This window comes from Kastovskya adunca, from assembly GCF_059505785.1.
This window is the reverse complement of sequence record NZ_JCACLG010000023.1, coordinates 1-23,846: the sequence shown is the minus strand read 5'-3', so window position 1 is coordinate 23,846 and position 23,846 is coordinate 1. Positions and strand designations below refer to the sequence as shown.

The window sequence follows — 23,846 nt, the reverse complement described above, 5'->3', positions numbered from 1 at the left end:
CTTACAATCTCTGGGCTTAAAGTTGATTAGTGTCTACCCCTTTAAATAGCTTCTTTGTAGCGGCTCACTTTTGCCACCGCTTGGGGAAGACAGGCGCGATGAAGGCTGCATCCAGAGCAGCGTTTGCTGTAAACGGCTGGCGGCATTTTGCCCGTTTGCAAGAGCGTGGTGACGGCGGTGATAGTAGCGATCGCCTGTTCTCGGAGGGCGGCTGAAATCTCAACAAGTTGGCGTTGGTGAGACTGGGCGTAGTAAATGTAGCCTTGGGAGATACTTTTTCCCGTCATCTCCTCCAAGCAAAGCGCCTGGGCGCACACTTGCAACTCATCGTTATCAAACTCTCCCCGCTTCCCCCGCTTGTACTCCACAGGGTACAAACGCCCGTCCGTTTCTTCAATCAAGTCCGCTTTCCCGATTAGCCCGTAGCGTTCTGATTTCAGCCAAATTGCTCGAACTTGCCAAGTTTCCTCCCGGTGTCCTTCCCCCAACGTATGGACGCGATCGTGCAGGCTAGTTCCTTCGATGGTGTACTGGTTATCGGCAAACTCTCCCAAACAGAACATCCGCCAGCAACGATGAGCGCAGTAGGCGTATTGGTTGAGGGAGGCGATGGGAATGTAGTCAGTGTCATTCATATATGTAAGTGAGCTGATATTTTGGACTACAGCGATGCTCAAAGTAGAGACGTTTCATAAAACGCCTCTTATATCTCTTCTGCAATGTCTCTACTGGTTCAACCGCCGCACCATACCCATACCCATCGGCGTCTTTCTCCCAATACCACTGTAGAGGGCAAAATCAGCCAGGGCGTTGATTTGCTTGATGTGCAGCGGCTCTACATCTCCTAAGATGCGAAAGGTGAGATCGCCGACGCAGCCGATAAACTTGCTGCGAGAGTCGGTGGCAATTTCAGTGCGGATGTTGAAAAAACTGGGAAAGATTGACTCTAGAAACAGGGGAGATAATTCAATCCCGCTGTATTTGTTCCAGCGATTGAGAAGACTGTTGAATACACTCTCTCTGGTAGGAAGGGCGGTGTCGTACTGTCCCTGACGAAAAGCGGTGGGAGTACAGAGGGCAAAATGAATAGTGCGATCGCTTTCAGATGCTTCCTCGTAAAGTTGAGCATAGGTACTCGCATTTGCCCAAGCATGAGTCGATTGGGGAGTACCGAGAATGCTGGTAATATGCAAGTCAGCAGGGCCAAGATGCCAAGGATGTTCTGGGTTAAGATTTAGCCACAATTGGGTAAGTCTGCTAAATAAGGTGTCATCGAGAAGAGAGACGCGCCACCAGCAAGGAGTACCCGCAGGAATTGCCTCTTTGTGTTCCCAACGCAAAGTTGAGTCGCGCCATCCCACTCGCTTATACCGATTAATTTGCAAAGAGCTGAGAGTAAAAGCTTTGTCAGCTTTTGCATCGTGCAAGTAGTCACCCAACTGAGAGTCTACCGAACTGACGAGGGTGAGAAACAGAGCATGTAAATGCCTTCCAGACAGGAATTGCAACGGAATTGGTGACTGGGGAAGTAAGTTGAGAACTAGGCTATGGGGCATCTCTACATCTACTTTTTTGATTTCAATCAGTTCAATTTAGACTCATCCTCTAAAGCAATACTGCATACAAGCTGGAATTTTTAGACCTTCAAACTCGTAGAATTGCCCTCGCATTTTAATATTTTGGATGAGACTGACTGGGGGCATATTTACTACGTCATAGCTAATCACTTGATGCGAGAACATCACATCCAAAGGGTTGAGGGGATAAGGAAAAGTGAATTCACCTTCAGAGCGTTTAAACTTGGGAATTTCCTCAATCTTCATTTCTGCCTTACTCATCCATTTCCCTAAGCGAATCCATTTCGGCAGTTTCAACGACTTTTCAGAAATTACAAAAAACTCAAATTTACTTTCAGGGGCAATCTCTTTTGCTCTGCCAAAACTGGGAATGTTTTTCTGAGTTTTCTCCATCTCAACGTGATAGTTGTTGTTTGCATACTTCCAGGTACTGAGAGTAGCCGTATGCTTGAGTGCCCGTGCGGGAGTGACATAAATTCCCTGTAGATTCAGCGGCGTTAAATGCTCCTCATATTTGGGAACTTGTTCCGGACAAAAGTAGCGATAGGAATGTTCTTCGGCAACCGTAGTAGAGTAAGCGTCGCTATCCACCAACCCTAGGGCATAACAGAGGGCGTAATTGTGAATTATTGGCTCTGTTTCATACAATCGTCCAATCTCACGAGTAGCAAAGTAAAGGCTATCGTGAAGCTCAAGCTGATAGCGATAGATAATGGTCATATTTACTCCGTGGCGGCGGCTCCTTTTTTATCCTTTTTGCCTTTATCTGATTTTTTGGAAATATGTTTCCCAGCGTAGGTAGATGATTCAGCGTTCGCCTGTATCAACATTGTTTTCAAGCGATTTTCATCACTGATTATTGATTTAACTTCATTTAGAAGCGGTATTAACGAATCACCAATAAAATCAGTGTGAGGTATGCATTCTTTAGACATGAGTTCAGCGATCGCTTCTCTTGCAGCGGCTACAACTTCATCTTCATTAAGAGGATCAGGCGGTTGAATTTGACCTGCATTACTCATCAAGTCGTATATCTTTTGTGTCCAGCGCAGATTGCTGGTAATCTCGCCATCCCCAAAAACAACTCCAACCAACTCATTACGAACTCGACCAGTACGTGTAGTTTGCGCTCCATAGTGGCGTGTTCTAAGGATGTTGTTGAAAACGTAGAGAAATCCCGACTCAGTTGGGTCTTTCAGCGTCACAATACTAGGGAAAAAGACTTGGGGTAAAATGTGATCTTGGCTATTAATCCGGCTAGTTACTTCACCATTGCGGCTCATAGTTCCGCTCTCAAAAGGAGCATTGAGGGTAAAGTTGAAGTGAGAATCGTCAAAGGGAGTAATGGAAAAAGCGGTATCAACAACAACTTTAGATTTCTCTGAACCCGAATCACCAATAGCAAAACCATAGAGAATGCAATCCGGTGTCGTCTTGCTGAAATCAACGTTGTAGTCACACTTTTCCCAGTCACCGATTTGGTAATTACGCAGCAGTTCCCGCCCGGTTAAGCGTTCGGGTGTAGACTGCTTGCGCTTAAACATGGCAAGACGACTAATGGTTTCTTTCCGTTCAATTCCCGCACGAACTCTTGCTTTATTCAACTCACCATCGGTTTGAAATAGGGGGTAAGACTCGGTAACGCGAAGGGTTATGAAGTGAGCATATTTGCCCATTGGTTTAGCCGGAATTTCGGAATGGAAAAATTTGGAATCAACAGTGTTAATAAGGTTCATTGGTTTTACTCCAATTTGTAGGTATTGACAAAGACTATCTAGCTAACTTCTTCAGTATTTAATTCAGGAACATCTTCCGGTTCATCTTGCTGGCGTTCCCGACGTTCTTGGTCATCTTCTAATCGATAAAGGTACTCACAGGTATCCCGGATTAGGTTTAATTGGGTGCCAGCAAGACGAGCGCGATCACATTTGAACATTTTTTCAAAAATCTCCTTCACAAAGTATTCAGAAAATTGATGAATTGCCTGACGTTCTTCTTCTGATCTAAGGTATCTTCGTTCTCCATCAATCAACCCATAAGTACGCCTTCCTTCAGCATCACTTCGCTCAACCCTTTTCATCAAACTTGCTAAACGCCCTGTAACAAGCTCTATTAGGGATTCAGTACCGTAAGCTAAAGCTTTGTTAGCCTTCAAAACAACATCAGCCGCTTCATCAATTGGCTTAAGAATTGCGTTAGCAGTTGGTGGTTTATATGGTTTGCCTTTATTCTTTGAACCCGCTCTGTAGAATTTGCGATAGAGTGTTGTCAGTTCATGGAGCTTGGTCATATCGTCTCCTTTTGGATCGAAGTAGTGGTAAAAGTCGAAATACAGCTTGATTTTGGCAACGGGAACGGTTTCAAGTTTGTCCTGTTTCCGTAACCATTTCGTGAGATAGTGGAACACATAGAGTGAGTTAGTTTCTAAATCGCGAGCTAATGCCGCTAACTTCCCCCAGTCTGGGTTTCCATCTTTTTTTCGATTCACTTCTAAATGAATGCAATAAGCCGCACTTAAAGCATTTAATGGTGAAAATTTACGCTGATTTGATTCACGAGGCAGAATACTATCTAAGCGGTATTCATCCTCTCTTACTAAAGAACGAATCGCTTGATGTTCGCCATCGAGGACGGCAGTCTTTTCAAAATCAGCACCACTGATAAACGGCGGTACGGGAGATTCTGACGCAACTGCTTTTACATCTAAAATTAGCGGTAAGACAAAGGCTAACCAAGCTGGCATTATCCAAGATTCAGTATCGGTTGCATCTCTTCCTGGTGGTAGTGCTAAGAAAAAGAATGTTAGCGGCTGATTTTCTGGATAGTTTAGTTTAAATGTACGGTCATTTTCGGGCTGCAAGTCTTCTTGAATTAACAAGGAATCGACTTGTTGATAATTCTCCGTATTGAACCACGCCACTTGTTTATCGCTAATCAAATGCTTGCGGATATCGGCATCAAATCGAGTTCTGGCAATCCAGGTGTAAGCCTTTTGTAAGAACCTATTTGTTTCTGGCGTAAAGAAATAAGCAGGATAAAGATAGAGATACCGATACTTTCGCCCCTCAAAATCTGCTCCTGTAGCGTTTGTTTGATTCATCAAAATTTGCCTCAACATGATCTCAATTGACCAAATTGAGCAAATTTGTCGTTTAGCCGCTTGTGCGTTAAATAGAATCTGGCGATTACTGTAAACTTGAGGAGCAAACAGAGTTGCTGACTCCATTTGTTCAGTAACCGTGTAGGGAGAACTGGACATAGCACAGACATTTTCCCGTCCTCTTCCAGTTATTTTTGCAGCACCGTATCGGTTGAGTTCGACTAAGAAAGGGTTAACCTCTGGTGGCGTCACTGCACCTGTAGGTAGAGTCACAACTCGGCTGATATATGTTCGCAAATCCTCCCAACCATCGGGAATCGTAAACTCTTCGATTATGGGTTGAATTAAGCTTGCTGCATAACTCACCATGTTTGCCATTTGCTGACGAAACTGGTTTTCATCTAACCCTTTATTTTGCTGTAGATATTGTGCAGCGAGATAATACCAATCTAGGGGAACGCCGCCTGTTTTTTTGAGAGATTGAATTGCTCTTAGCTCGGGAATTTTTTCAGACAATCCCAAGTGTTCGGCTAATTTCTGGGTTAGGTCTAATTCAGGCAGAGTCTGACGTTTGGCTTTCGGTTTTTGCTTTTGGGAGTTATTGAAGCGATCGCACCAATCATTCCAAATCCCACGACACAGCGTATCGCCAAATTCAGCAAGGCGATCAATACGGTAATCGGCTTCAAACTCAACATTAATGTCTTCTGGTAAATCTCCCTGATTTTTGAATTTAACTAAACTCTCACTCCGCTTTTTCGCTGAAGAAGGTTTGGTACTGGGAATGAGATTACAAGCCGCTGTAATACTGACTTCCATCAACTCAGATGTATCAAAAAACAGCCAGTAGTAATCTGCAAACTTAAATCCCTTACCATCTCGACTAAACCCAGTAGGTTTTTGCTTCAGTCTCTCAGCACAAAAACTGCGAATTTTTGCAATAACCTGTTCAGGAATCGTACTTGTATCAATTGTTGGTGCATCAGCTTTGGCTAAATAAACAACCCCATCAGGTAAGTACAGCAGTGGCGTATAAAACTCATTTGGATGTGCTTCCATCAAGGCATTATTGAGAATATTAGTTAAAACACCACGATTATCTGAAAGGGAATGATAGCTAAACTTCAGCTGATGATTACTGATGCTCTCCAATATCTCAGCTAAATTTTCCTTCTTATCACTCGTTTCATTCTTGCTATAAAGGATATCGCTGGGATGCTTAATGACGGAAGCAAATAAATCGGATAGTCTAACTAAACTTGCCAGCGTTCCTCGCACTCTTCCATCTAATTTAGGTGTTAATCCGCGACTCTCAAGACCCAAATCGGCATCCCATTTAACGCCAGCATTATGACTAAGCCAAACAATATCGTCAATTTGAGACTTCCAGTTATCACCGAGTAGGTAATCTAAGCCAAAATCACAAATTTTTTGAGCAATATATCCCCGTCCAAAGTCAGGTGCTTCTGATTTCTTAGCTGGGTTATCTCGCCAGTCACGGTTTTGGAATGTTCCGTCTGAGTTTTTCAACCATTCTCGATAATCAGGAAATTTATCAAAGTCATGCAAGATATAGGAAGCGATAAAGAGGGAAATTTCCGCTTCACCGCAGTTGCGTTTAACTGGATTAGTTTCTTTTACGTCTGTTTTGAGTGTCTTAAGAATTCGATAGGTAGGAAATAAGCCGTTGAGTAAGTGTGAGGTAAAGGATTGGTCTTCTTTACTGCGCTCTACATTCTTCCCTTCGGCACGTCTATCTTCTGCAAATTGACCACCTTTAGCCGTTGCACCAACTAACTGCTGAATTAGGTTAGGTAAGACATATTCGGCAAAGGTTTCTAAGGTGCGATCGCCTTTATTTCCTGGTGCCTCTCTAATGGCATCTCTAAATAATCGAATTGTTAAAAGTTCAGCTTTTGCTGGAGCCTCATCATCCTCTTCCTCTTTAGTATCAAGGTCTAAGGGTTCTAGCGGCAGTTCATCAAAGTTTTCATCAAATAAAGATAATTGTTCTGCGCTCATTCATCTGCCTCCTCTGGCTCGATGGGTTGATACTCCTGAATCGCTCCCCGTTGAATAATCCACAGCTTCCCTTCGATTTCTGCTTGTTCCAACCCAGCAATTAATATCTCAACTGCCTCACGCAAATCTCCTGGACTGGGTTGCTTGGGTAAGCGAATAACTGCAATTCCTGAATAATCAGACGGTTTAAATCGAAGGCGATTGCCAAAACCCCGATCTAATGTGATTAAGCATCTACCTTCACTGCGGCAAATTTCAATTAATTGCGTATCTGGTGTTGAAGACAAGCCTTGTCCCGGCACTGTAGCGACATCATGTCCTGCTGAACGCAATAGCGTTGCCATACGGCTGCTAAGATTCTCATCTAACTTCAGCCTCATCCATTCATCTCCAGAGGAATCTCGGCATAGGAATCCCTCGCCATTTCTGCACCGTAGGCAATACAGGCAAAAATATCATCCCTTTCTAAACCAGGATAGTCCTCTAGAATCTCGTCAATAGTCGTACCGTTAGCGAGAAAATCCAGTATCAAAGACACCCAAATACGATGTCCGCGAATACAAGGTTTGCCGAAACAAATATTCGGGTCAATCGAAATTCGAGATAACAGATTTTTCTTAGTCATTGGTCTTTCTCCAAATTTGACGCAACTCATCTAAGCAAACCCACTGGTCATTTTTCTTGACCTTGACGTATTCCCAACCGTTAGCTGAACTACCATTAACCTTTGCTGCTAGGGGACTCGGTTTATCAAACTCTTGTCCGTTGAAAACGATTGTTCCTTTGGGAGATATTTCAAGTCCTTCTCTGTACTGGCGTCCAAAGCGCTTTGCTAAGTTCCGCTTTAGCTTGACTCGAACTACCATCCCCTGTTGGGTGATACCCGCCTCAAATAGCTGAGTGAGCCTAACATGGGTGTGTTCTGTCTCTTGCTGAGGGTTTTGAGGTTCAACAGAAAGATCTAGCTGAACAAAAGATACTTCAGGTTTTTCGGACTGTTGAGGAACGGCTACTGGATGGAACTTTTTGATTTCCAGGTATTCGGGAAGCCAGTTGAGAAACAAGGTACGACCCGGTTCTGGCATTTGAGCGATATCGGCATCACTGAGATGAATATCCATAAGTACCTGCTGATGGTGGTTTCTACCATCATCCTTGCCTCCCCCTAAAACGTCAAGCAGTTACTGTAGCCTTATGAAATAGTTACTGTAGCCGTATGAGTAAGGGCGGTGACAAAATCGTGTATCCTATATACAAGGAGAAAGGGTTGCAGTTCAGTGCTGCACTTTCACTAATACCTCTTAGGGATTGAAAAACTGTCGCCTTCTGATTTCGGGCAAAGCCCTTTCTCCGCAAGCTTTCTAGCAAATCCAACCTTCATCCTCCTTCGGCTTCCAGTGCCAAGCTAGCGTCTCCAGCAACAGCGCCGACTGACCAAAGGCAATGCTGTAGCGAGGATTGGCATCGTTTAACTCATTACTCAAGGCATAGACTTGGAAGTGGATTGGTAATCCCAGTGTGGCGCGGACAGAGGCGCGATCGCGATCGCACACGAAGCACACCAAACCTCGGCTACTCAGCTTCTTACTAACCTGATTCCTGCCACTACCGTGAGGTTGCCAAACCTGCAAACCCTTGAGAACTTGCACCTTACCCGACTTGGCAATCTCGCCAACCTCTCCTGTATGGTAAAAGTGCCAGTCTTCCCGCACCTCTCGATAACCTGTTAACTTCAGGTAACACAACGCCTTTTCAAAGCGGTTCGTTGCAACACCAGCTTTCTTTGCGCGTTCCAGAAAAGCTTCCTTCTCCCGCCACTCAAATGTAAAGTTACTCAAAAGGCTGGGAAGATTGTAGGTTTTGAAACGTTCGTTTTCTGGTTCATCTCGATTCGTTGCATCGTAGATGGCACAATTGAGTTGGCTACTTCCTCGGAAACTCCGCGCTTCATCAACAACTTTCTGCTTTCCTTCCCGCTGGCAGTGTTTAATTTGTCCGAATTTTTTCTTAACACTAATTCCTAATACGTTTTGAATATCATTACCAAATCCCTGTGCTGCTTTGGGATACTGATGAGTAAGTCTCAGTAATTCTGAATAAACACAAGCTGATTGAATTCCCCCCCACCGTTGGGGATATTTTTCAAACTCATTAACGAAAGCAAAGTGAGAGCGAACAGAATCAGAGAAAGTAAGGCGATCATAAGTCTCGCCATCTTGCAATGGGTGCGACTCAGCCTCAAACAGTCGCTCTACAATAAACCTTGGTAGCAACGCATAAGCCTGATACGCATCAAACCCTTCATGCCTACCCAACCGTCCCAAGCGCTGAATAAAGTTACCTGCATCCGCCGCTTCAAAAACTAAAAAATTAATCCGAAAGTCCACCCCTACATCAATCGTAGAGGTTCCCAGCAGTAAATCTGCCTCTTCAACAGACTTTGATTTTTCTGTCTCTCCCGTCAAACCTGTATTCTCTCGAACCTTAAATCCTAACGGCTCAAAAATCTCCTTCAGCCTCGGAAGTAGCTTTTTAACCGCTGCAATTGAGTTGAGGATAATTGCTCCCTTACTAGATGGATAATCCTGAAAGAATCTCAAAATTGTTGTTTCTGCATTCTCTAAAATCCATTCATAACTAGAACGCGAGTTCGGTTCTAGATTTCGAGGAAATATCAGGGCAATTGGCTGACTAATTTGCCGCCAATTCTTATCACCTTTCTCTAAGGAAAATCTATAACCACCCTCCTTTACCGGATTAATAACACGGTACTTCAGTCCGGCTTTGTACAAAAACTCCTGCAATAACTCATTGGGAGTAGCTGAGAGAAAGAGAAACTGCTTGCCAGGAACTGTATGCTTAATCAGCAAGATAGCGTTAAGTATATTAGTAATCTGGGGAGATGAGAAAATATGAAACTCATCAAAAACGGATAACTTATAGTTCTTGTCAATATTGGCAAATAGCCGATTGGGATTGTCCCCCTTACCCTCTTTGTTGCGCCGAAGATAGCGGAAGTCATGAATGTAGTGAAAAATATCAGGATTAGTCAGAAGAATCTCTGAATTATCCGAACGATTGAGTAATCCCGCCTGCTTTGAAGGCAGCTTATTTGTTTCAATAAACTCCTCAAGAATCGCTGCATTCAAGCGATAGATTTGCGGATCGTATTCAGGCTGAAACTTGTTTTTGTAACTTCGTACCTGCTTTTCCTGATCCCGTGCCAGTTCATTTGTCGGGTAGGCGGCGAAAGTGTACGTGCGACTGGTCATTGCTGGCAGATATGCCGCCAAACTTTTACCGTCACCCGTCACGGCAGTGTTGAAGACAACATCGACGCTCGAATCTTTCAGCGCTTCAAAGGTTGCCGCTTGATGCCAGGAGAGTGAAGACCATTCGGTCGGTAAGGTTATCCCTTCAGGAGTTTTCTCGCACAGACGCGAGTATAGAGATTGAAGCACAATCGAGTAGGCTGTCATGGCTGCACTGCTCTTGTCTGAAAGTAATCTATATTTGAATAAATCCAAAATGACATACTTTTTCTAAATTTGCAAGTGTACTTTTAGGATGACGAGAAAAAAAGAAACAATTACACTGTCAATTCCGCCAGGAACTAAGGAACAGCTAGAAGCGATCGCCGCTCGTCTCGATATTCTTTGGGGCGACCGTCCTAGTATTTCTGGTTTGATTGTCGCGATCGCCCAACAAAACCTAGAAGTAGGACAGCGATTTGCTCTGACTTCAGTGCAAGTACAATCCTTAGAGCAAGCCACTAAATTACTGATTGATTCCGGCTACATCCTTGAAGCCCAAACCCTCGTTGGACTGTTATTAGAACGGGGTAACCTCGAAGCACCTCTACGCCAGTCCCTCTTAGCGCAAATCAGTCAGCCTGTTGAAGCTTGGCGCGTTCTGCTCGATCGGCAGATTGAAAACCGACAGCCGTTTCGCCTCTACTATCAGGATTCCCAAAAGCGAGCGTGGGAATTCACCGTCCGTCATGCCCAAATCAAATTTAGGGAAAAGCGGTTCTACCTAGAAACTTGGAACGAAGAGACAGAGGGCAATCAGGATATTCCCGAACTCGCTCACAATCGCTCGTTGCGGTTAGATCGAATTACAAATTTAGCCGTCTTACCAACAGAGGGGGAGTGGAGAGATGACCAAGATCTTATAAAAGTGCAATTACACTTTTACGGATGGCTTGCTCGTGCTTATGAATCTAAGCCTGATGATATTAGCCAGGAGTCCCAAGGAGAGGTGCTGCAAGTTATTCGGAAAGTGTCCAGTACGTTCTGGTTATATCGAGAAGTGTTGCCCTATGAAAAAGACTGCGAGATTGTTGCCCCGGATAGCGTGCGCGATCGCTTTCTCCAAAAACTCAAATCCCTTTGCGATCGCTACAACCTCACCACCCTTGACTAGTGTTTTACGATAGTCACCACACCAACTGTCAGATTCATCACTGCTAATACACTCAATGCTGAATATCACTCAACTCCTGGCAGAAGAGTTTTCCCTGAATCCTTGCCAGATCAAAAGTACTCTAGAACTGTTTGCTGAGGGAGCAACCATTCCCTTCATTGCCCGTTACCGCAAAGAGCGCACTGGCTCCCTTGACGAAGTGCAACTGCGAGATATTTCTGAACGCTTTACCTACCTAACCGAACTAGAAGCACGGAAAGCGGTAATTTTAGAAGTGATCGCCTCTCAAGACAAACTCACCGACCTCCTCAAAACTAAAATCACCGCCTGCTTACAAAAAACCGAACTCGAAGACCTCTACCTCCCCTACAAACCCAAACGTAGAACCCGCGCCACCATTGCTAGGGAAAAAGGCTTAGAATCCCTCGCTGAATTTATCAAAGCCCTAAACCAGCCCAACGCGCAACCTGCATCCTTAGACAACGAGGCGGAAAAGTACCTCTCCCAGGAGAAGGGCGTCAAAACAGTAGAAGACGCCCTCAAAGGTGCCTCCGACATCCTCGCCGAAGACGTGTCTGAAAAAGCTAAGTTGCGGGCTTACCTGCGCGACTACCTAATGCAAAACGGGCTGTTTGCCTCGCGCATCAAAGAAGACGACCATCCCGAAGGTAGCACCAAGTTCGAGATGTACCGCAACTTTCAAGCCAGGGTGAAAGACATCGCCTCGCACAATCTGCTTGCCATTTTCCGGGGTGAGACGGAGAAAGTTTTGCAGGTTGAACTGTCCTTTGATGAAGACGCGGTGCTAGCTTACCTGGAGTCCGAGGAAATTCGTACCAAAGACCGAACGGTGCGGAACTTTTACCAGGGAATGCTGAAAGACGCTTTCAACCGTTTGATCAAAACCTCCCTGATTAGCGAAGTGCGCGGGGCGAAGAAACTGGATGCCGATATTGAGTCGATAAAAACCTTTGAAAGCAACCTCCGAGAGTTGCTATTATCTGCTCCGGCTGGCATGAAGCCCACCCTGGCAGTTGACCCCGGATTCCGCACGGGCTGTAAGGTGACGGCTCTAGATGAAACGGGAAAGTTTCTCGACTATCAGGCAATCTTCCCCCATACAGGTGCCGGACAACGCCTGCAAGCGGCTAGTATCCTCAAGACGCTGATTGAGAAGCACAACATTGAGCTAATTGCCATTGGGAACGGTACGGCTTCTCGCGAGACGGATGAGTTTGTCGGGGAGGTGCTAAAAACGATGGAACGCCAGCCGATTAAAGTGATGGTAAATGAGTCGGGCGCGTCAATTTACTCCGCCAGTGATGTGGCGCGGGAAGAGTTCCCGAATTTGGATCTGACGGTACGAGGCGCGATTAGTATCGGTCGTCGCCTGCAAGACCCTTTAGCCGAGTTGGTGAAAATCGACCCGAAATCGATTGGTGTTGGGCAGTATCAGCACGATGTTGACCAGAAGTTACTGAAGAAGAATCTCGATGAGACGGTAGAAAGCTGCGTGAACTATGTGGGGGTGGATCTAAATACCGCCTCGAAGGAACTTCTAACCTTTGTCTCTGGGATGACGCTAACGGTAGCGAAAAACGTTGTTACCTATCGTGACGAGCATGGTGCGTTTAAAAATCGTCGCCAACTGCTGAAGGTACCCAAATTAGGCCCGAAAGCTTTTGAACAGGCGGCAGGATTCCTACGAATTCGCGGGGGTAACAATCCTTTGGATAATACGGCGGTGCATCCTGAGAGTTACAAAGTGGTAGAAGCGATCGCCTTCGATCTTAATGTCCCCCTTACTGATATTACAAAAGTGGGCGATCGCCTTCAGTCAATGAACCTGAAGAAATACGTCACCGACACCGTTGGCGAACCCACCCTGCGAGACATCATCAGCGAGTTAGAAAAGCCAGGACGTGACCCCCGTGCTGAGTTTAAATACGCCACTTTCAAGGCAGGCGTTACAGAGATTACTGACCTTACCCCCGGTATGGAATTAGAAGGAATCGTCACTAATGTGGCAAATTTTGGCGCATTCGTTGATGTCGGGGTGCATCAAGATGGACTAGTGCATATTTCACAACTAGCTGACCGCTTTGTTTCCGACCCCAAAGAAATCGTCAAAGTGGGACAAGTCGTGAAAGTGCGGGTAATGGAAGTGAATGAGAAGCTGAAGCGGATCAGTTTGTCGATGCGTTCCGCCGATGGTGCTACCAACGGGCAAAGTAGCCCCACACAACGCCAGACGCCGTCAAAACCATCCACCCTCAACGATTTGAAGACAAAATTCAATCGTAAGTAGCCTTTTCTGATTGGGTTTCCCACCTCTTACCCAACCACTCCTGACAATGGTAATGGGAGAAATTTTCTGACCGCTTAATGATGGTGTGTGCTGGAATCAGCTTCATTAGTCTTGTTAGCGACGGCGCAGCGATCGCACAATCCGAAAAACTCCAGGGTGTGATAGTAAATCTTAAAGGAGTGCGAATCTTGTAACTCGTGTTCTAAATCATGCACAGGACACTCGTTGATGGTGATAGATTCACCACATTGCAAGCAGGTGAGGTGATGTTGGTCTTGCTGTAGGGAACTGTAGACCGATTCGCCATTGGCTAAGGTTCTGACCTGTACAGAACCTTCCAGTTTTAAGGCGTCTAGGGAACGATAAACCGTAGCTAGACCCATACTGTGGTTACTATTTCGCAGTTCTATATACAGGTCTTGGGCAGAAATGGGGCGTGATAGGGTTTTGAGTAACGTCAAAATTCGTTCTTGAGAGCGGGTGCGTTGGAGTTTCATGACCAGTATTATGGATCGCTTGAGAAATCTTGTGCTGACTTGGGGCTTGGTAGTTCAAACTTGAAGAAGCGTTTTGAGAATTTAGGGGAGACTAGTGACTCATCACTATCAAGCTCGCATTTATGTTACCCTCCGACCTTCGGTCTTAGACCCGGCGGGAGTTGCTGTCCAAGGCGGACTGAAGCAGTTGGGGTATGACAATGTTGAGCAGGTACGAATTGGTAAGTATATCGAACTGACGCTAAGGGCTGCTGATGAATCGGCAGCACGGGAACAACTTGACAAAATTTGCGACCAGTTATTGGCAAATCCTGTGATTGAAAATTACCGATTTGATTTGGTCGAAACATCTGCACCTGTAGAAGCGGGAGTAACGGCGTGAAGTTTGGAGTGATTGTTTTTCCGGGTTCAAATTGCGATCGCGATGTAGCTTATGTTACTCGCGACTTACTCGGTCAGCCAACGCGCTTTGTGTGGCATGAAGAAACGGATATTTCTGATCTGGATGTTGTCGTCATACCGGGAGGCTTTAGCTACGGCGACTACTTGCGCTGTGGCGCAATCGCGCAGTTTTCTCCCGTGATGCCAGCGGTGGTAAACCATGCCAAACAGGGCAAGTATGTTTTAGGCATCTGCAATGGTTTTCAAGTCTTGACTGAAGCCGGATTATTACCTGGTGCTTTGGTACGGAATCGGGACTTACATTTTATTTGCGATCGCGCTCCCTTAAAAGTCGAGCGTACCGACCTCCCTTGGACATCAGCTTACTCGACAGGACAGGTAATTACCCTACCGATTGCTCATGGTGAAGGTCGCTACTATGCTGATGCCGACACGTTGAAAGCCTTGGAAGACCATCACCAGGTTTTGTTCCGCTATTGCAATGCAACGGGTGAGACGGAGGAACTTTGTAATCTCAACGGTTCTGTAGGTAACATTGCCGGAATTTGTAATCAGGAAGGTAATGTCTTGGGCATGATGCCCCACCCCGAACGTGCCTCAGACTCCATGCTAGGCGCTACAGATGGTATCGGTTTGTTTCAAGGCTTACTAGCCACTGTAATGGGTGAAGCACCCTCCGCAAAGCGTTTAGTTAATTCAAGCTTGTAGAAAGTAGAAAGCATGAACAAGGACTGGCTGGCAAAGAATAAAGGATGGTTGCTGCTAGTTGCGGTTGTAGCCGTAGCGATCGCGGCGTTAATGCTTTTACCCGTCCAAGAGTGGCTTGTCATGATTAGGAACTGGCTAACAACCCTTGGTCATTGGGCATTGCCAGCTTTTGTGGTTATTTACATTTTAGCGACCCTGATTGGCTTACCCGCCGCCGTCCTCTTCTTAGCCGCAGGCACCTTGTTCGGTTTTCTCAAAGGCGTTATTGTCATCTCTATCGCTGACACCTTGGGCGCAAGTGCCTGCTTTTTGTTAGGTCGTACTGTTGCACGCAAACGAATCACAAAATGGATTGCCAAACGTCCCCAATTTGCCCTATTGGATGAAGCCGTTGCCAAAGAAGGCTGGAAAATCATCTTTCTGACTCGCCTTTCTCCCATCGTTCCTTCCAATATTTTGAACTACGGTTTTAGCCTCACTAAAGTTAGATTTCGGCACTACTTTTTCTTCTCCTGGCTAGGAATGCTACCCGTAATCTTTATGTACGTTTACTTAGGTTCAATTGGTGCTAATTTGATGAGTGGCGGTGGCGGAAAAGGTCAATTAACCTTACAAGTTGGTGGTTTATTTGCGACGGTAGGCGCTGCTTTTTATACTACAAAATTGGCTAAAAAGACGCTTTCAGGTAATAAGAATTCACGGAAGAAAAAGAGCAAGTAGGGTAGTTTTAACAATCAGCCTGGGGCTGAAGTTGATACTGCCCACCGACAAGTTAAGAACCCTTAGCCAAAAGCTTTTTAACCAGTGCGATCGCTTCTTGTGGCGTCTTAGCAATCCAGCAATGATTTTCCGATAAGCCTTTAAAAAATACCTGACTTTCCTGATTTTCACTTAACAAAATAACGTCTTTCCCCGCATTCAAAGCTAGGGCAATTTCTGACGCTGTACCTGACCCTATACCGCAGGCAATCACAACATCGCTGGAGAGGACATTGATATTATTCCGCGCACTCCCCATCCCTGTGATAATCGCAATATCTACAGCTCCAGAAATACCCCGGTCATCTTCTGTCGGTAAAATCCCCACCACTAGCCCCTGTGAGGCTTTTGCCCCACAACTAGCCGCATTCATTACCCCGATATTTCTTCCCCCTGTCAGTAGTACCCATTGCTCTGTGGCAATCAGTTTGCCTAGTTCGTGGGCATTGTGCAGGTCGGTGTCTGAGGCTCCGCTTCCTGGCCCCATGACGCCAATTACAATTTTCCTCATGATTAATCTTGGGTAATGGGTATTGGTTTTAGTTTCAGTGGTGGGTCACGGCTACACAAACACCCACCCTACAAGTAGGATCTGAAGTTATCTAAAAAACCGATCCAGCAATCATTCCGGCTAACACAACAAAACCAATCCAAACATTCTGGCGGAAAATTTCACCATAGGCAGGATTGGGAAGGTCTTTATCGCGGAGTCGAGAGTACTGCCAAGCCCAGACGACTGTCGCCACAGCGAGGGCTAGCCAAAAGCTGAATTGCAACTGCATCACTACACCCAAGGCGGCTAATAAGCCAGCAGTCCCCGCAAAGAAAACACCAACGGCTGACGCGGCATAATCACCAAAGAATAAGGCACTGGAATTTATTCCTATTCTGCGGTCATCTTCTCGATCTGACATGGCATAAACCGTATCAAAGCCCAGCGTCCAGAAGATCGTTGCCCCCCAAAGCAGCCAGGTTGCCAGTTCTAGACCTTCAGTTACAGCGCTCCAGCTAATCAGGACGGCAAAGCCCCAGGCAATGGAAAGGACTAATTGCGGTACGGGAAACACGCGCTTGGCAGCAGGGTAGAAAATAATTATGGGGACGGCGGCGACGCATAGCCAGAAGGTAAAGGGATTGAGATAGAAGGCGAGGACTGCCGCACAGCCCATGGCGAGTAAAGCAACAACAACGCCGACTTGAATAGAGAGGGCGCGAGAGGCGAGGGGGCGATCGCGTGTTCTTTCGACTTGGGGATCGATATCACGATCCCATAAGTCATTGATCGCACAACCCGCCGCACTGGTGGCGAAGGTTCCTAAAACGACTGCACCCACTAAGCCCAGGGGGGGTGTTCCTTTAGCCGCCAAAAAGAGCGCCCAAAGGGCAGGAATCATTAAAATCAGGCGTCCTTCTGGCTTGTCCCATCGCAAAAGACGAACAATGGCAAGCCATGTAGGTACAGAGTTGGGTTGCGGCTGGGTCAGCATAGCGTTGTTAGAGTTTGATGACTACTGAATTCCAGGAGAGAGTAGCTAGTTACTCGTTCCCTTTTCAAGATATCGTTATCCGTAGAGTCTGGGAGATTCATTGTTAGCTGGATACATGGGCATGGTCAACACATCCACAAAATTAAGTTCCCTAAATGGTGCTGTTTCTGGCATGGATAAAGAGCATATTCTTGCTGCTATCGACATCGGAACCAACTCAATTCATATGGTGGTGGTATGCATCGAGCCAGCCCTGCCAGCTTTTACGATTATTGCTAAAGAAAAAGATACGGTACGTTTAGGCGATCGCGATCCAAAAACCGGAGAGTTGACGCCCCAAGCAATGAATCGAGCCATGGCGGCGTTACAACGCTGTCAAGACTTAGCAAAAAGCTTGGATGCCGAACAAATTGTTGCCGTTGCTACCAGTGCCGTGCGCGAAGCCCCCAACGGACGGGACTTTCTAAAACGCGTAGACTCAGAACTTGGCTTATTTGTTAATTTAATCTCCGGTCAAGAAGAAGCACGACGCATTTATCTGGGTGTTCTATCGGGGATGGAATTTAGTAGCCAGCCCCACATCATTATTGATATCGGTGGCGGTTCTACGGAATTGATTTTAGGCGATCGCCACGAACCCCGCTTCCTTAGCAGTACGAAAGTTGGCGCAGTGCGCCTGACGGCTGAGTTTGTCTCCAGCGATCCGATTAGCGATCGCGAGTTTAATTACTTACGAGCTTACATACGCGGTAGGCTAGAACGCCCGATTGAGGAGTTGCTGGCAACGTTAAAACCGGGAGAACAGCCCCAACTCGTGGGCACCTCCGGCACAATTGAGACGTTGGCAGAAATTCATGCCAAGGAAAAGCTGGGGATGGTGCCAAATCCCCTAAGGGGCTATGAACTCAGTTACCAGAGTGTTCAGGATCTGGTTAATCGCTTGGCAAAGATGAATTACGCCGAACGCGCTGATGTTCCTGGTATGTCCGATAAGCGATCGGAAATTATCTTAGCAGGCTCACTGATTTTATTAGAAGCGATGTCGCTGCTGGGTGTGGAGTCTTTAGTGATTGGCGAACGGGCGCTACGAGAAGGCGTCATCGTTGACTGGATGCTGGCTCACGGTTTAATTGAAGACCGATTGCGCTACCAGGGTGAGGTGCGTCAGCGCAGCGTCCTGAAAGTCGCTCAAAAATATCAGGTGAATCGGGAATATAGCGATCGCGTTGCCAAGTTTGCCCTCAGCTTATTTGATCAAACTCAAGGACATTTGCACGAGTGGGATGGCGAAGCCCGCGAACTGCTTTGGGCTGCCGCCATCCTCCACAACTGCGGTTTATACGTCAGCCATTCTGCCCACCACAAGCACTCTTACTACCTGATTCGCAATGGCGAATTGTTGGGCTATACGGAAGCGGAGATTGAAGTTATTGCCAATCTCGCTCGTTATCATCGTCGCAACAAGCCCAAGAAAAAGCACGACAACTACAATAACCTGCCTAGCAAGCAACATCGGCAGTTGGTCGATCAAGTTAGTGCCATTTTGCGCCTCGCCGTTGCCCTAGATAGGCGACAGATTGGGGCAATTCATCAGGTGCAGTGTGAGTATATCCCGGAGCAGAAAGAACTGCATCTGCATCTCCAACCCTCCCACCCCCAGGATGATTGCAGTCTAGAAATATGGAGTCTTGATGACAAAAAAGATGTCTTTGAAGCGGAGTATGGTGTTAAGTTAGTTGCCCATCTGGAAGCTGTGTCTGATGTGCTTAATTAAATGGGAGAGTTTATACATTTTTTAAACGAACCACAGAGGACACGGAGGACACGGAGGAGAGAAGAGGGAGAAGAAAGAGGAATTTATAGGTGAGTACTTCGATAGAGTTGGTGTTAACCGCAGGATTTATTATTCTCTGCTTTTAATGTTGATTAATCGTTTCTTATGAAATCCTCACGAGCAGGCTTCGACTCTGATTTGTTGCGGCAGGTTGCCACGTTGATTGCGATTCTGGCTGCCTTTGGCGTCAATGTCTATGCCAATATTGCCCCGCCCAGTGGACTAACGATTGGGGAGATCTCCAGCACTTTTTTTGGCGAGGTGCCGATTATTCCGGCTGACTATGCTTTTGCAATTTGGGGGCTGATTTACCTCGGTTTGATTAGCTTTGGGGTTTATCAGGTACTCCCTGCACAACGACAAAATCCCCGTTTGCGTCGGATGGGTTATCTGCTGGTGTTGGCAAGTGTGTTTCAAATTGTCTGGGTATTTGTCTTTCAGTACCAAATGTTCGTCCTTTCTGTCGTCGCGATGTTGGGAATTTTGCTGTCGTTGATAGGGGCGTATGTGCGCTTAGAAATTGTCAAAGAGCGAGTTTCTCGAATTGAGAAGTGGTTGGTGGATAGACCTTTGAGTATTTACCTTGCCTGGATTAGCGTTGCAACAATCGTGAATGTGGCAAGCACCCTAGATTACCAAGGCTGGGATGGTTGGGGTATTAGCCCGCAAGGGTGGACGGTGGTTCTGCTAATTATTGGTGCTGTCATAGCGACAACTCTTCGGTTACGGCGGGCTGATGTGGCTTACCCCTTGGTTTTTATCTGGGCGTATGTTGCGATCGCTGTCCGTCAAGCCAACAATCCGCTTTTGGCAGCCACAGCCGGAGGTTTGGCAGGTATTCTCGCCCTACTATTACTCGCATTAGCACTGCAGCGACGGACTGCAAAATCCTGATTCCAGCAACTACAGCCCGTACGACACTATCATAAGGGGATGGAGGCGGGAGCTTAGATGAACAAGCTAGAGGAATATTACAAAGTGTTGGGATTAGAACCTGGAGCTTCCCTAGAAGAAGTGAACCAGGCTTATAAAGACTTGGCGTTTATTTGGCACCCCGATCGCATCCCTAAAGATAATCCTCGCTTGCAGCAAAAAGCCGAAGCCAAGCTCAAGGAAATTAACCAGGCGCGGGAAGAGTTGCGATCGCAACGATCGAAGCCTCAAAATACTACGCCTCAATCCAAGCCTCCCAGCGCTTACTCTTACCAAAGACCTCCTCGTCCTTACTATCAATCAGCGCCTCCAGCGCGCCCTACCTCGTCATCTCAATCGCATTACCAAACGCGATCGCCTTATCCTGACATGAGTGGATCTGACTTTCGGGGCGCGGATCTCAAAGAAAAAGACTTCTCCGGCAGAAATTTGAGCAATGCCAACTTCACTCAAGCAAACCTCAGCGATGCCTTTTTACACAGAGTCAATTTGCAAGGCGCGATTCTAGAAAGAGCAAATCTCTTCCGTGCCAATCTCCTAGAAGCTAACTTAAGCAACGCCAACTTGCGAGAGGCTAATTTGATTGGTGCTGACTTTAGTGGCGCTAATTTAAGTGGAGCGGATCTAACAGGAGCTAAGATTGGCTTCGATGACAAAATCATGGTGAAGCTCACAGGAGCGCTATTATCAGGCACGATTTTGCCTGATGGCAGAGTCCACCAGTAGTTTCATCCCCCTACAGGCGTATTAACTCAACTGAGAATTACTGTCTTTGTCTTAGCAGATGAAGTGACGTATTTGCAAGGGTTATCTCCCGTTAAACAGATTCAAAATCCGTTTTTCTTTGATATCTATTGCAAACTATTCTCAATTAATCTATGATACATCTCAAGAAGATGTAGTCAGGCAGAATGCCCTGAACGGCAATGAATAATACCCACGCCAACTCTCAGGATAAAACCACCAAGCCTTCCGGTCAAAGAACGATTATCATTCCTAGTTATCCTGATGAAGATCCCGAACGGACTCCTGAGCGCTGGTGGGCAAGGCGGCAACAACAAAGCTTAACTTGGCTGTAATCTCCACTTGACTGCTCAATTAATTTTTGTTGTCTATAAACTTAGCGGCTATGACTAGTTTGACTCTTGCCCCTACCTCAGCAACCCATTGGAGACAACAAACCTTCAGCAAAGGGAATCTCCTGCCGTTACCAGCAAATGCCTTGTGGCGTATTGAGCGAGGAGCAGTGCGGAGCCTAAGTTGGAGTGAAGAGGGAACTCCGATGGCGTTGGGTTACTGGGGAGCCGGGGATATTGTCGGTCAACCCCTGTCTCAAATCCAGCCCTATGACCTTGAATGTTTGACGAGTGTAGAAGCAAGTTTTATTCCCGCTGATCAGTGGTGCTATGTACTCAATGCTATTTTTTCACATGCACAACAAAATGAAGCGCTCCTGAGCATTGTGCGTTGCGATCGCATCCATCAGCGCTTGCAGCAACTCCTAGTTTGGTTAGCCCAGAAATTTGGTCGGCAAGTTCCTTCTGGGAAACTGATTGATTTGCGGCTAACCCATCAATCGATCGCTGAAGTCATCGGTACCACCAGAGTCACCGTCACCCAGCTCCTGAGTCAGTTCGAGCAAGCCGGAATGATTCACCGCCATCAGCGGCATTTGATTGTTTTATGCGATCGCCAAATCCCTCATTACCCCTACCGTAATTAATCGGCAAGTCGTCGGGGTGGGTTTTAAATAATTCGTAAATGCGAGATCCCCGACTGCTTTAAAAAGTCGGGGATCTAAACTGCTAGATATTTATGCGGATTTGATACTAGTTTCCGCCCTCTTTCACCTTTACCAACTCTGCATAGCAATCGCGGTTGATGCTATCCATATTGCTTTGAGCGCGGCATTGCTCAAAGACGATTTGAGCAACATCATTTCTCAATAGTTGATCGCGTTTTGCTAAAGCGCGATCGAAAAACTTGAGACTTTCGGAATACTGCTTTTGTTTGGCTAAAATTTGCGCTTTTAGATACATTAAATCGGGATTTGATGGGGCTGATGCTATCGCCCGGTCTACATAGTCAAGTGCTTTTGGAAGCTGATCTAAATCGCGGTAGCCCACAGCAATTCCCCGGTAGGAAACATAATTAGGTGCTGCATTGCTTTCTAGACGCTCAATTGCTTGTGAAGCATCAGAAAAAGGCAGGTTCACCGCCAACATCAAATCCATGAATCCAGTTAACAAATTTAACTCAGGATCGTTGGGGGCGATCGCTTTTGCCTGATCCAGAGATTTAAAAACTTGCTGGAGCTTCGCCAAAGAACGAATTGGGCCTTCTTCTTTAAAGTTATAAGCTCCTTCTAAAAAATTCCCCACAGCAGTGTAGAGATTGCCCCGCAACGGGTCAGTGCGCTGCAATTTTTCTGCGGATTCTAGTGTCTTTGTCGCGTAAGTTTTTAGCCCGTTCCAATCTTCTTCTGTGTAAGCGAGAGATGCCCGCATGGCATGGGCTAAAGGTTCATTCGGTTCACTCGCTTCTGCTTGACTGAGGTAACGCTTAGCTTCTTGATAGTTCCCTTCTTTGAAGATGGCTTCAAAAGCTGCTTCCGTGTTGTCTCCAATGTCGCGAGCATCACTAGTACGAAATGGATCGCCAGCAAAAGCGGGGCTAACCGAGAACGACAGTGCGATCGCTGCTGCACTGGCAAGAGCAGCAGATAGGCGCTTTGTTACAGAAAACTGATTCGTCATGATCGCCAAGGAGAAAAAGATTAGGTTTAAATCAAGTCTGACGTAGCGCCACGAAGCAAGGTTCCAGTGGGGAAGCCTTTCTCAATCGGTGCTAAGTTTGTCAAGATTGAGAGGCGATCGCCTTCTCATCAATCAAGAGGTGGCTTGTTACACAGCGCCCCATGATCCAACAGCCTTGACCGACTTAAATTGTAGCGAACCACTTATCGAGGCTTTGCTAACGTAGGCTCATCACTTTGCCCTGATTTCGTAAGAATATTAATGCTGTATCTCAAAAATCTGACCTATCATCCCCCTGCTACTCCAGTTGCGCTTTTAAAATCTCTTAACTTAGAACTCGCCCCTCAGCAATTAGGGTTAATTATTGGCCCCAGTGGTTCTGGCAAGAGTACGCTGCTGGAGATTTTAGCGGGACTAGCAGAGAGAACAGGTGGCGACGTTTTTTGGCAAACCCAAGAACTATCATCTCTAGAGTTGCAACAGTTAGCAGGATTAGTATTTCAGTTTCCTGAGCGGCATTTCTGCGGCAACACGATCCTTGAAGAACTGCGGATTGGTCATCCAGAGTTGGGTTCCCAACGGGTACACGAAGCATTACAAGAAGTGGGACTCGATCATCTTCCCCTGGCAACTTCTCCCAATGCCCTCAGTGGAGGTCAACAGCGACGCCTAGCCCTAGCCGTCCAGCTCATTCGCCAACCCCACATGCTGCTGCTAGATGAACCAACAGCAGGTTTAGACTGGTCAATGCGTCGGCAGTTGGTCAACTTGCTAGCGAAACTCAAAACCCATTGGACGCTGTTGATCGTTACTCACGATGCGGGGGATTTGTTGCAAATTGCTGACTCTTGTTGGATGCTGAACCACGGAGAACTTGAAGCAACCGATCCGGCAACATTAGCGGCGAAAAAGTCGCAACCCCAGTCGGCAGTTTGAAGCGGCGGGGGAGCCGGGGAGCAGGGGAGCCGGGGAGCAGGGGAGCCGGGGAGCGCTCACAGGTGTAGGTTTTTTACAAAAGAGAGAAGGGCAAAAGTGGAG

The 23,846-nt window shown here is 46.5% G+C and carries 24 protein-coding genes; 11 read left to right on the top strand and 13 right to left on the bottom strand.

The features are described 5' to 3' along the window. Positions 1-41 precede the first annotated feature (41 nt). From cas4 to cas3, 9 genes are all read right to left on the bottom strand, one after another. Entirely contained in the window at positions 42-635 is a 594-nt protein-coding gene (cas4, locus tag AC5JR3_RS08520; protein WP_495844927.1) for a CRISPR-associated protein Cas4, read from the bottom strand. Positions 636-725: 90 nt separating this feature from the next. Next, positions 726-1,556 (bottom strand): CRISPR-associated endoribonuclease Cas6, encoded by an 831-nt coding sequence (cas6, locus tag AC5JR3_RS08515; protein ID WP_495844925.1) that lies wholly within the window; start codon positions 1,554-1,556, stop codon positions 726-728. Between the two features lie 42 nt (positions 1,557-1,598). After that, positions 1,599-2,297 (bottom strand): type I-D CRISPR-associated protein Cas5/Csc1, encoded by a 699-nt coding sequence (cas5d, locus tag AC5JR3_RS08510; RefSeq protein ID WP_495844923.1) that lies wholly within the window; start codon positions 2,295-2,297, stop codon positions 1,599-1,601. Between the two features lie 2 nt (positions 2,298-2,299). Beyond that, a complete protein-coding gene (gene cas7d / locus AC5JR3_RS08505; RefSeq protein WP_495844921.1) occupies positions 2,300-3,313 on the bottom strand; it encodes a type I-D CRISPR-associated protein Cas7/Csc2 in 1,014 nt (337 codons plus the stop codon). Between the two features lie 38 nt (positions 3,314-3,351). Continuing rightward, positions 3,352-6,699, bottom strand: coding sequence for a type I-D CRISPR-associated protein Cas10d/Csc3 (gene cas10d, locus AC5JR3_RS08500; RefSeq protein ID WP_495844919.1), 3,348 nt, complete (start codon positions 6,697-6,699; stop codon positions 3,352-3,354). After that, positions 6,696-7,079 (bottom strand): DUF5615 family PIN-like protein, encoded by a 384-nt coding sequence (locus tag AC5JR3_RS08495; protein ID WP_495844917.1) that lies wholly within the window; start codon positions 7,077-7,079, stop codon positions 6,696-6,698. Before AC5JR3_RS08495 ends, cas10d begins: the two co-directional genes overlap by 4 nt. Continuing rightward, positions 7,076-7,324 (bottom strand): DUF433 domain-containing protein, encoded by a 249-nt coding sequence (locus AC5JR3_RS08490; protein ID WP_495844915.1) that lies wholly within the window; start codon positions 7,322-7,324, stop codon positions 7,076-7,078. Before AC5JR3_RS08490 ends, AC5JR3_RS08495 begins: the two co-directional genes overlap by 4 nt. Next, positions 7,317-7,820 (bottom strand): restriction system modified-DNA reader domain-containing protein, encoded by a 504-nt coding sequence (locus tag AC5JR3_RS08485; protein WP_495844913.1) that lies wholly within the window; start codon positions 7,818-7,820, stop codon positions 7,317-7,319. The genes AC5JR3_RS08490 and AC5JR3_RS08485 overlap by 8 nt, the downstream gene beginning before the upstream one ends. 240 nt (positions 7,821-8,060) lie before the next feature. Beyond that, positions 8,061-10,178: a type I-D CRISPR-associated helicase Cas3' gene (gene cas3, locus AC5JR3_RS08480; RefSeq protein ID WP_495844912.1), complete on the bottom strand. Its 2,118-nt coding sequence runs from the start codon at positions 10,176-10,178 to the stop codon at positions 8,061-8,063. An 88-nt stretch (positions 10,179-10,266) separates the two neighbouring features. Between cas3 and AC5JR3_RS08475 the strand changes: the two genes are divergently transcribed. After that, positions 10,267-11,124: a helix-turn-helix transcriptional regulator gene (locus AC5JR3_RS08475; RefSeq protein WP_495844910.1), complete on the top strand. Its 858-nt coding sequence runs from the start codon at positions 10,267-10,269 to the stop codon at positions 11,122-11,124. A 55-nt stretch (positions 11,125-11,179) separates the two neighbouring features. After that, positions 11,180-13,432, top strand: a complete 2,253-nt coding sequence (locus AC5JR3_RS08470; protein ID WP_495844909.1) for a Tex family protein — start codon at positions 11,180-11,182, stop codon at positions 13,430-13,432. 74 nt (positions 13,433-13,506) lie between these two features. On the opposite strand, the gene AC5JR3_RS08465 is transcribed toward AC5JR3_RS08470, so the two are convergent. Continuing rightward, the gene (locus AC5JR3_RS08465) at positions 13,507-13,929 is read right to left on the bottom strand and encodes a Fur family transcriptional regulator (RefSeq protein WP_495844907.1); all 423 of its coding nucleotides are present in this window, start codon (positions 13,927-13,929) and stop codon (positions 13,507-13,509) included. Between the two features lie 94 nt (positions 13,930-14,023). Here AC5JR3_RS08465 and purS point away from each other — a divergent pair, with 94 nt between their 5' ends. From purS to AC5JR3_RS08450, 3 genes are read left to right on the top strand one after another with little or no spacing between them, the layout of a single operon-like run. Then, positions 14,024-14,311, top strand: coding sequence for a phosphoribosylformylglycinamidine synthase subunit PurS (gene purS, locus AC5JR3_RS08460; protein WP_495844904.1), 288 nt, complete (start codon positions 14,024-14,026; stop codon positions 14,309-14,311). Continuing rightward, the gene (purQ, locus tag AC5JR3_RS08455; RefSeq protein ID WP_495844902.1) at positions 14,308-15,039 is read left to right on the top strand and encodes a phosphoribosylformylglycinamidine synthase subunit PurQ; all 732 of its coding nucleotides are present in this window, start codon (positions 14,308-14,310) and stop codon (positions 15,037-15,039) included. The genes purS and purQ overlap by 4 nt, the downstream gene beginning before the upstream one ends. Positions 15,040-15,051: 12 nt before the next feature. Further along, the gene (locus tag AC5JR3_RS08450) at positions 15,052-15,759 is read left to right on the top strand and encodes a TVP38/TMEM64 family protein (RefSeq protein WP_495844900.1); all 708 of its coding nucleotides are present in this window, start codon (positions 15,052-15,054) and stop codon (positions 15,757-15,759) included. Between the two features lie 52 nt (positions 15,760-15,811). On the opposite strand, the gene AC5JR3_RS08445 is transcribed toward AC5JR3_RS08450, so the two are convergent. Both AC5JR3_RS08445 and AC5JR3_RS08440 read right to left on the bottom strand, forming a co-directional pair. After that, positions 15,812-16,309, bottom strand: a complete 498-nt coding sequence (locus tag AC5JR3_RS08445) for an SLOG cluster 4 domain-containing protein (protein WP_495844898.1) — start codon at positions 16,307-16,309, stop codon at positions 15,812-15,814. A 91-nt stretch (positions 16,310-16,400) separates the two neighbouring features. Beyond that, on the bottom strand, positions 16,401-17,285 hold the full coding sequence (locus AC5JR3_RS08440; RefSeq protein ID WP_495844896.1) for a 4-hydroxybenzoate solanesyltransferase: 885 nt from the start codon (positions 17,283-17,285) through the stop codon (positions 16,401-16,403). A gap of 121 nt (positions 17,286-17,406) precedes the next feature. Between AC5JR3_RS08440 and AC5JR3_RS08435 the strand changes: the two genes are divergently transcribed. The 5 genes from AC5JR3_RS08435 to AC5JR3_RS08415 all read left to right on the top strand — a co-directional run bounded on the left by AC5JR3_RS08435 (position 17,407) and on the right by AC5JR3_RS08415 (position 21,775). Beyond that, the gene (locus tag AC5JR3_RS08435; protein WP_495844894.1) at positions 17,407-19,059 is read left to right on the top strand and encodes a Ppx/GppA phosphatase family protein; all 1,653 of its coding nucleotides are present in this window, start codon (positions 17,407-17,409) and stop codon (positions 19,057-19,059) included. 165 nt (positions 19,060-19,224) lie between these two features. Then, positions 19,225-20,013 carry a TspO-related membrane protein gene (locus tag AC5JR3_RS08430; protein ID WP_495844892.1) on the top strand — a complete coding sequence of 263 codons (789 nt, stop codon included), beginning with the start codon at positions 19,225-19,227 and terminating at the stop codon, positions 20,011-20,013. A gap of 57 nt (positions 20,014-20,070) precedes the next feature. Beyond that, positions 20,071-20,778, top strand: coding sequence for a pentapeptide repeat-containing protein (locus AC5JR3_RS08425; RefSeq protein ID WP_495844891.1), 708 nt, complete (start codon positions 20,071-20,073; stop codon positions 20,776-20,778). A gap of 200 nt (positions 20,779-20,978) precedes the next feature. Next, positions 20,979-21,131 carry a hypothetical protein gene (locus tag AC5JR3_RS08420; RefSeq protein WP_495844889.1) on the top strand — a complete coding sequence of 51 codons (153 nt, stop codon included), beginning with the start codon at positions 20,979-20,981 and terminating at the stop codon, positions 21,129-21,131. Between the two features lie 50 nt (positions 21,132-21,181). Beyond that, entirely contained in the window at positions 21,182-21,775 is a 594-nt protein-coding gene (locus tag AC5JR3_RS08415) for a Crp/Fnr family transcriptional regulator (RefSeq protein WP_495844887.1), read from the top strand. 106 nt (positions 21,776-21,881) lie between these two features. On the opposite strand, the gene AC5JR3_RS08410 is transcribed toward AC5JR3_RS08415, so the two are convergent. Beyond that, positions 21,882-22,808 carry a Sll0314/Alr1548 family TPR repeat-containing protein gene (locus tag AC5JR3_RS08410; protein WP_495844885.1) on the bottom strand — a complete coding sequence of 309 codons (927 nt, stop codon included), beginning with the start codon at positions 22,806-22,808 and terminating at the stop codon, positions 21,882-21,884. Between the two features lie 261 nt (positions 22,809-23,069). On the opposite strand from AC5JR3_RS08410, the gene AC5JR3_RS08405 reads away from it, so the two are divergent. After that, positions 23,070-23,744, top strand: coding sequence for an ABC transporter ATP-binding protein (locus AC5JR3_RS08405; RefSeq protein WP_495844883.1), 675 nt, complete (start codon positions 23,070-23,072; stop codon positions 23,742-23,744). The last annotated feature ends 102 nt before the right edge of the window (positions 23,745-23,846 follow it).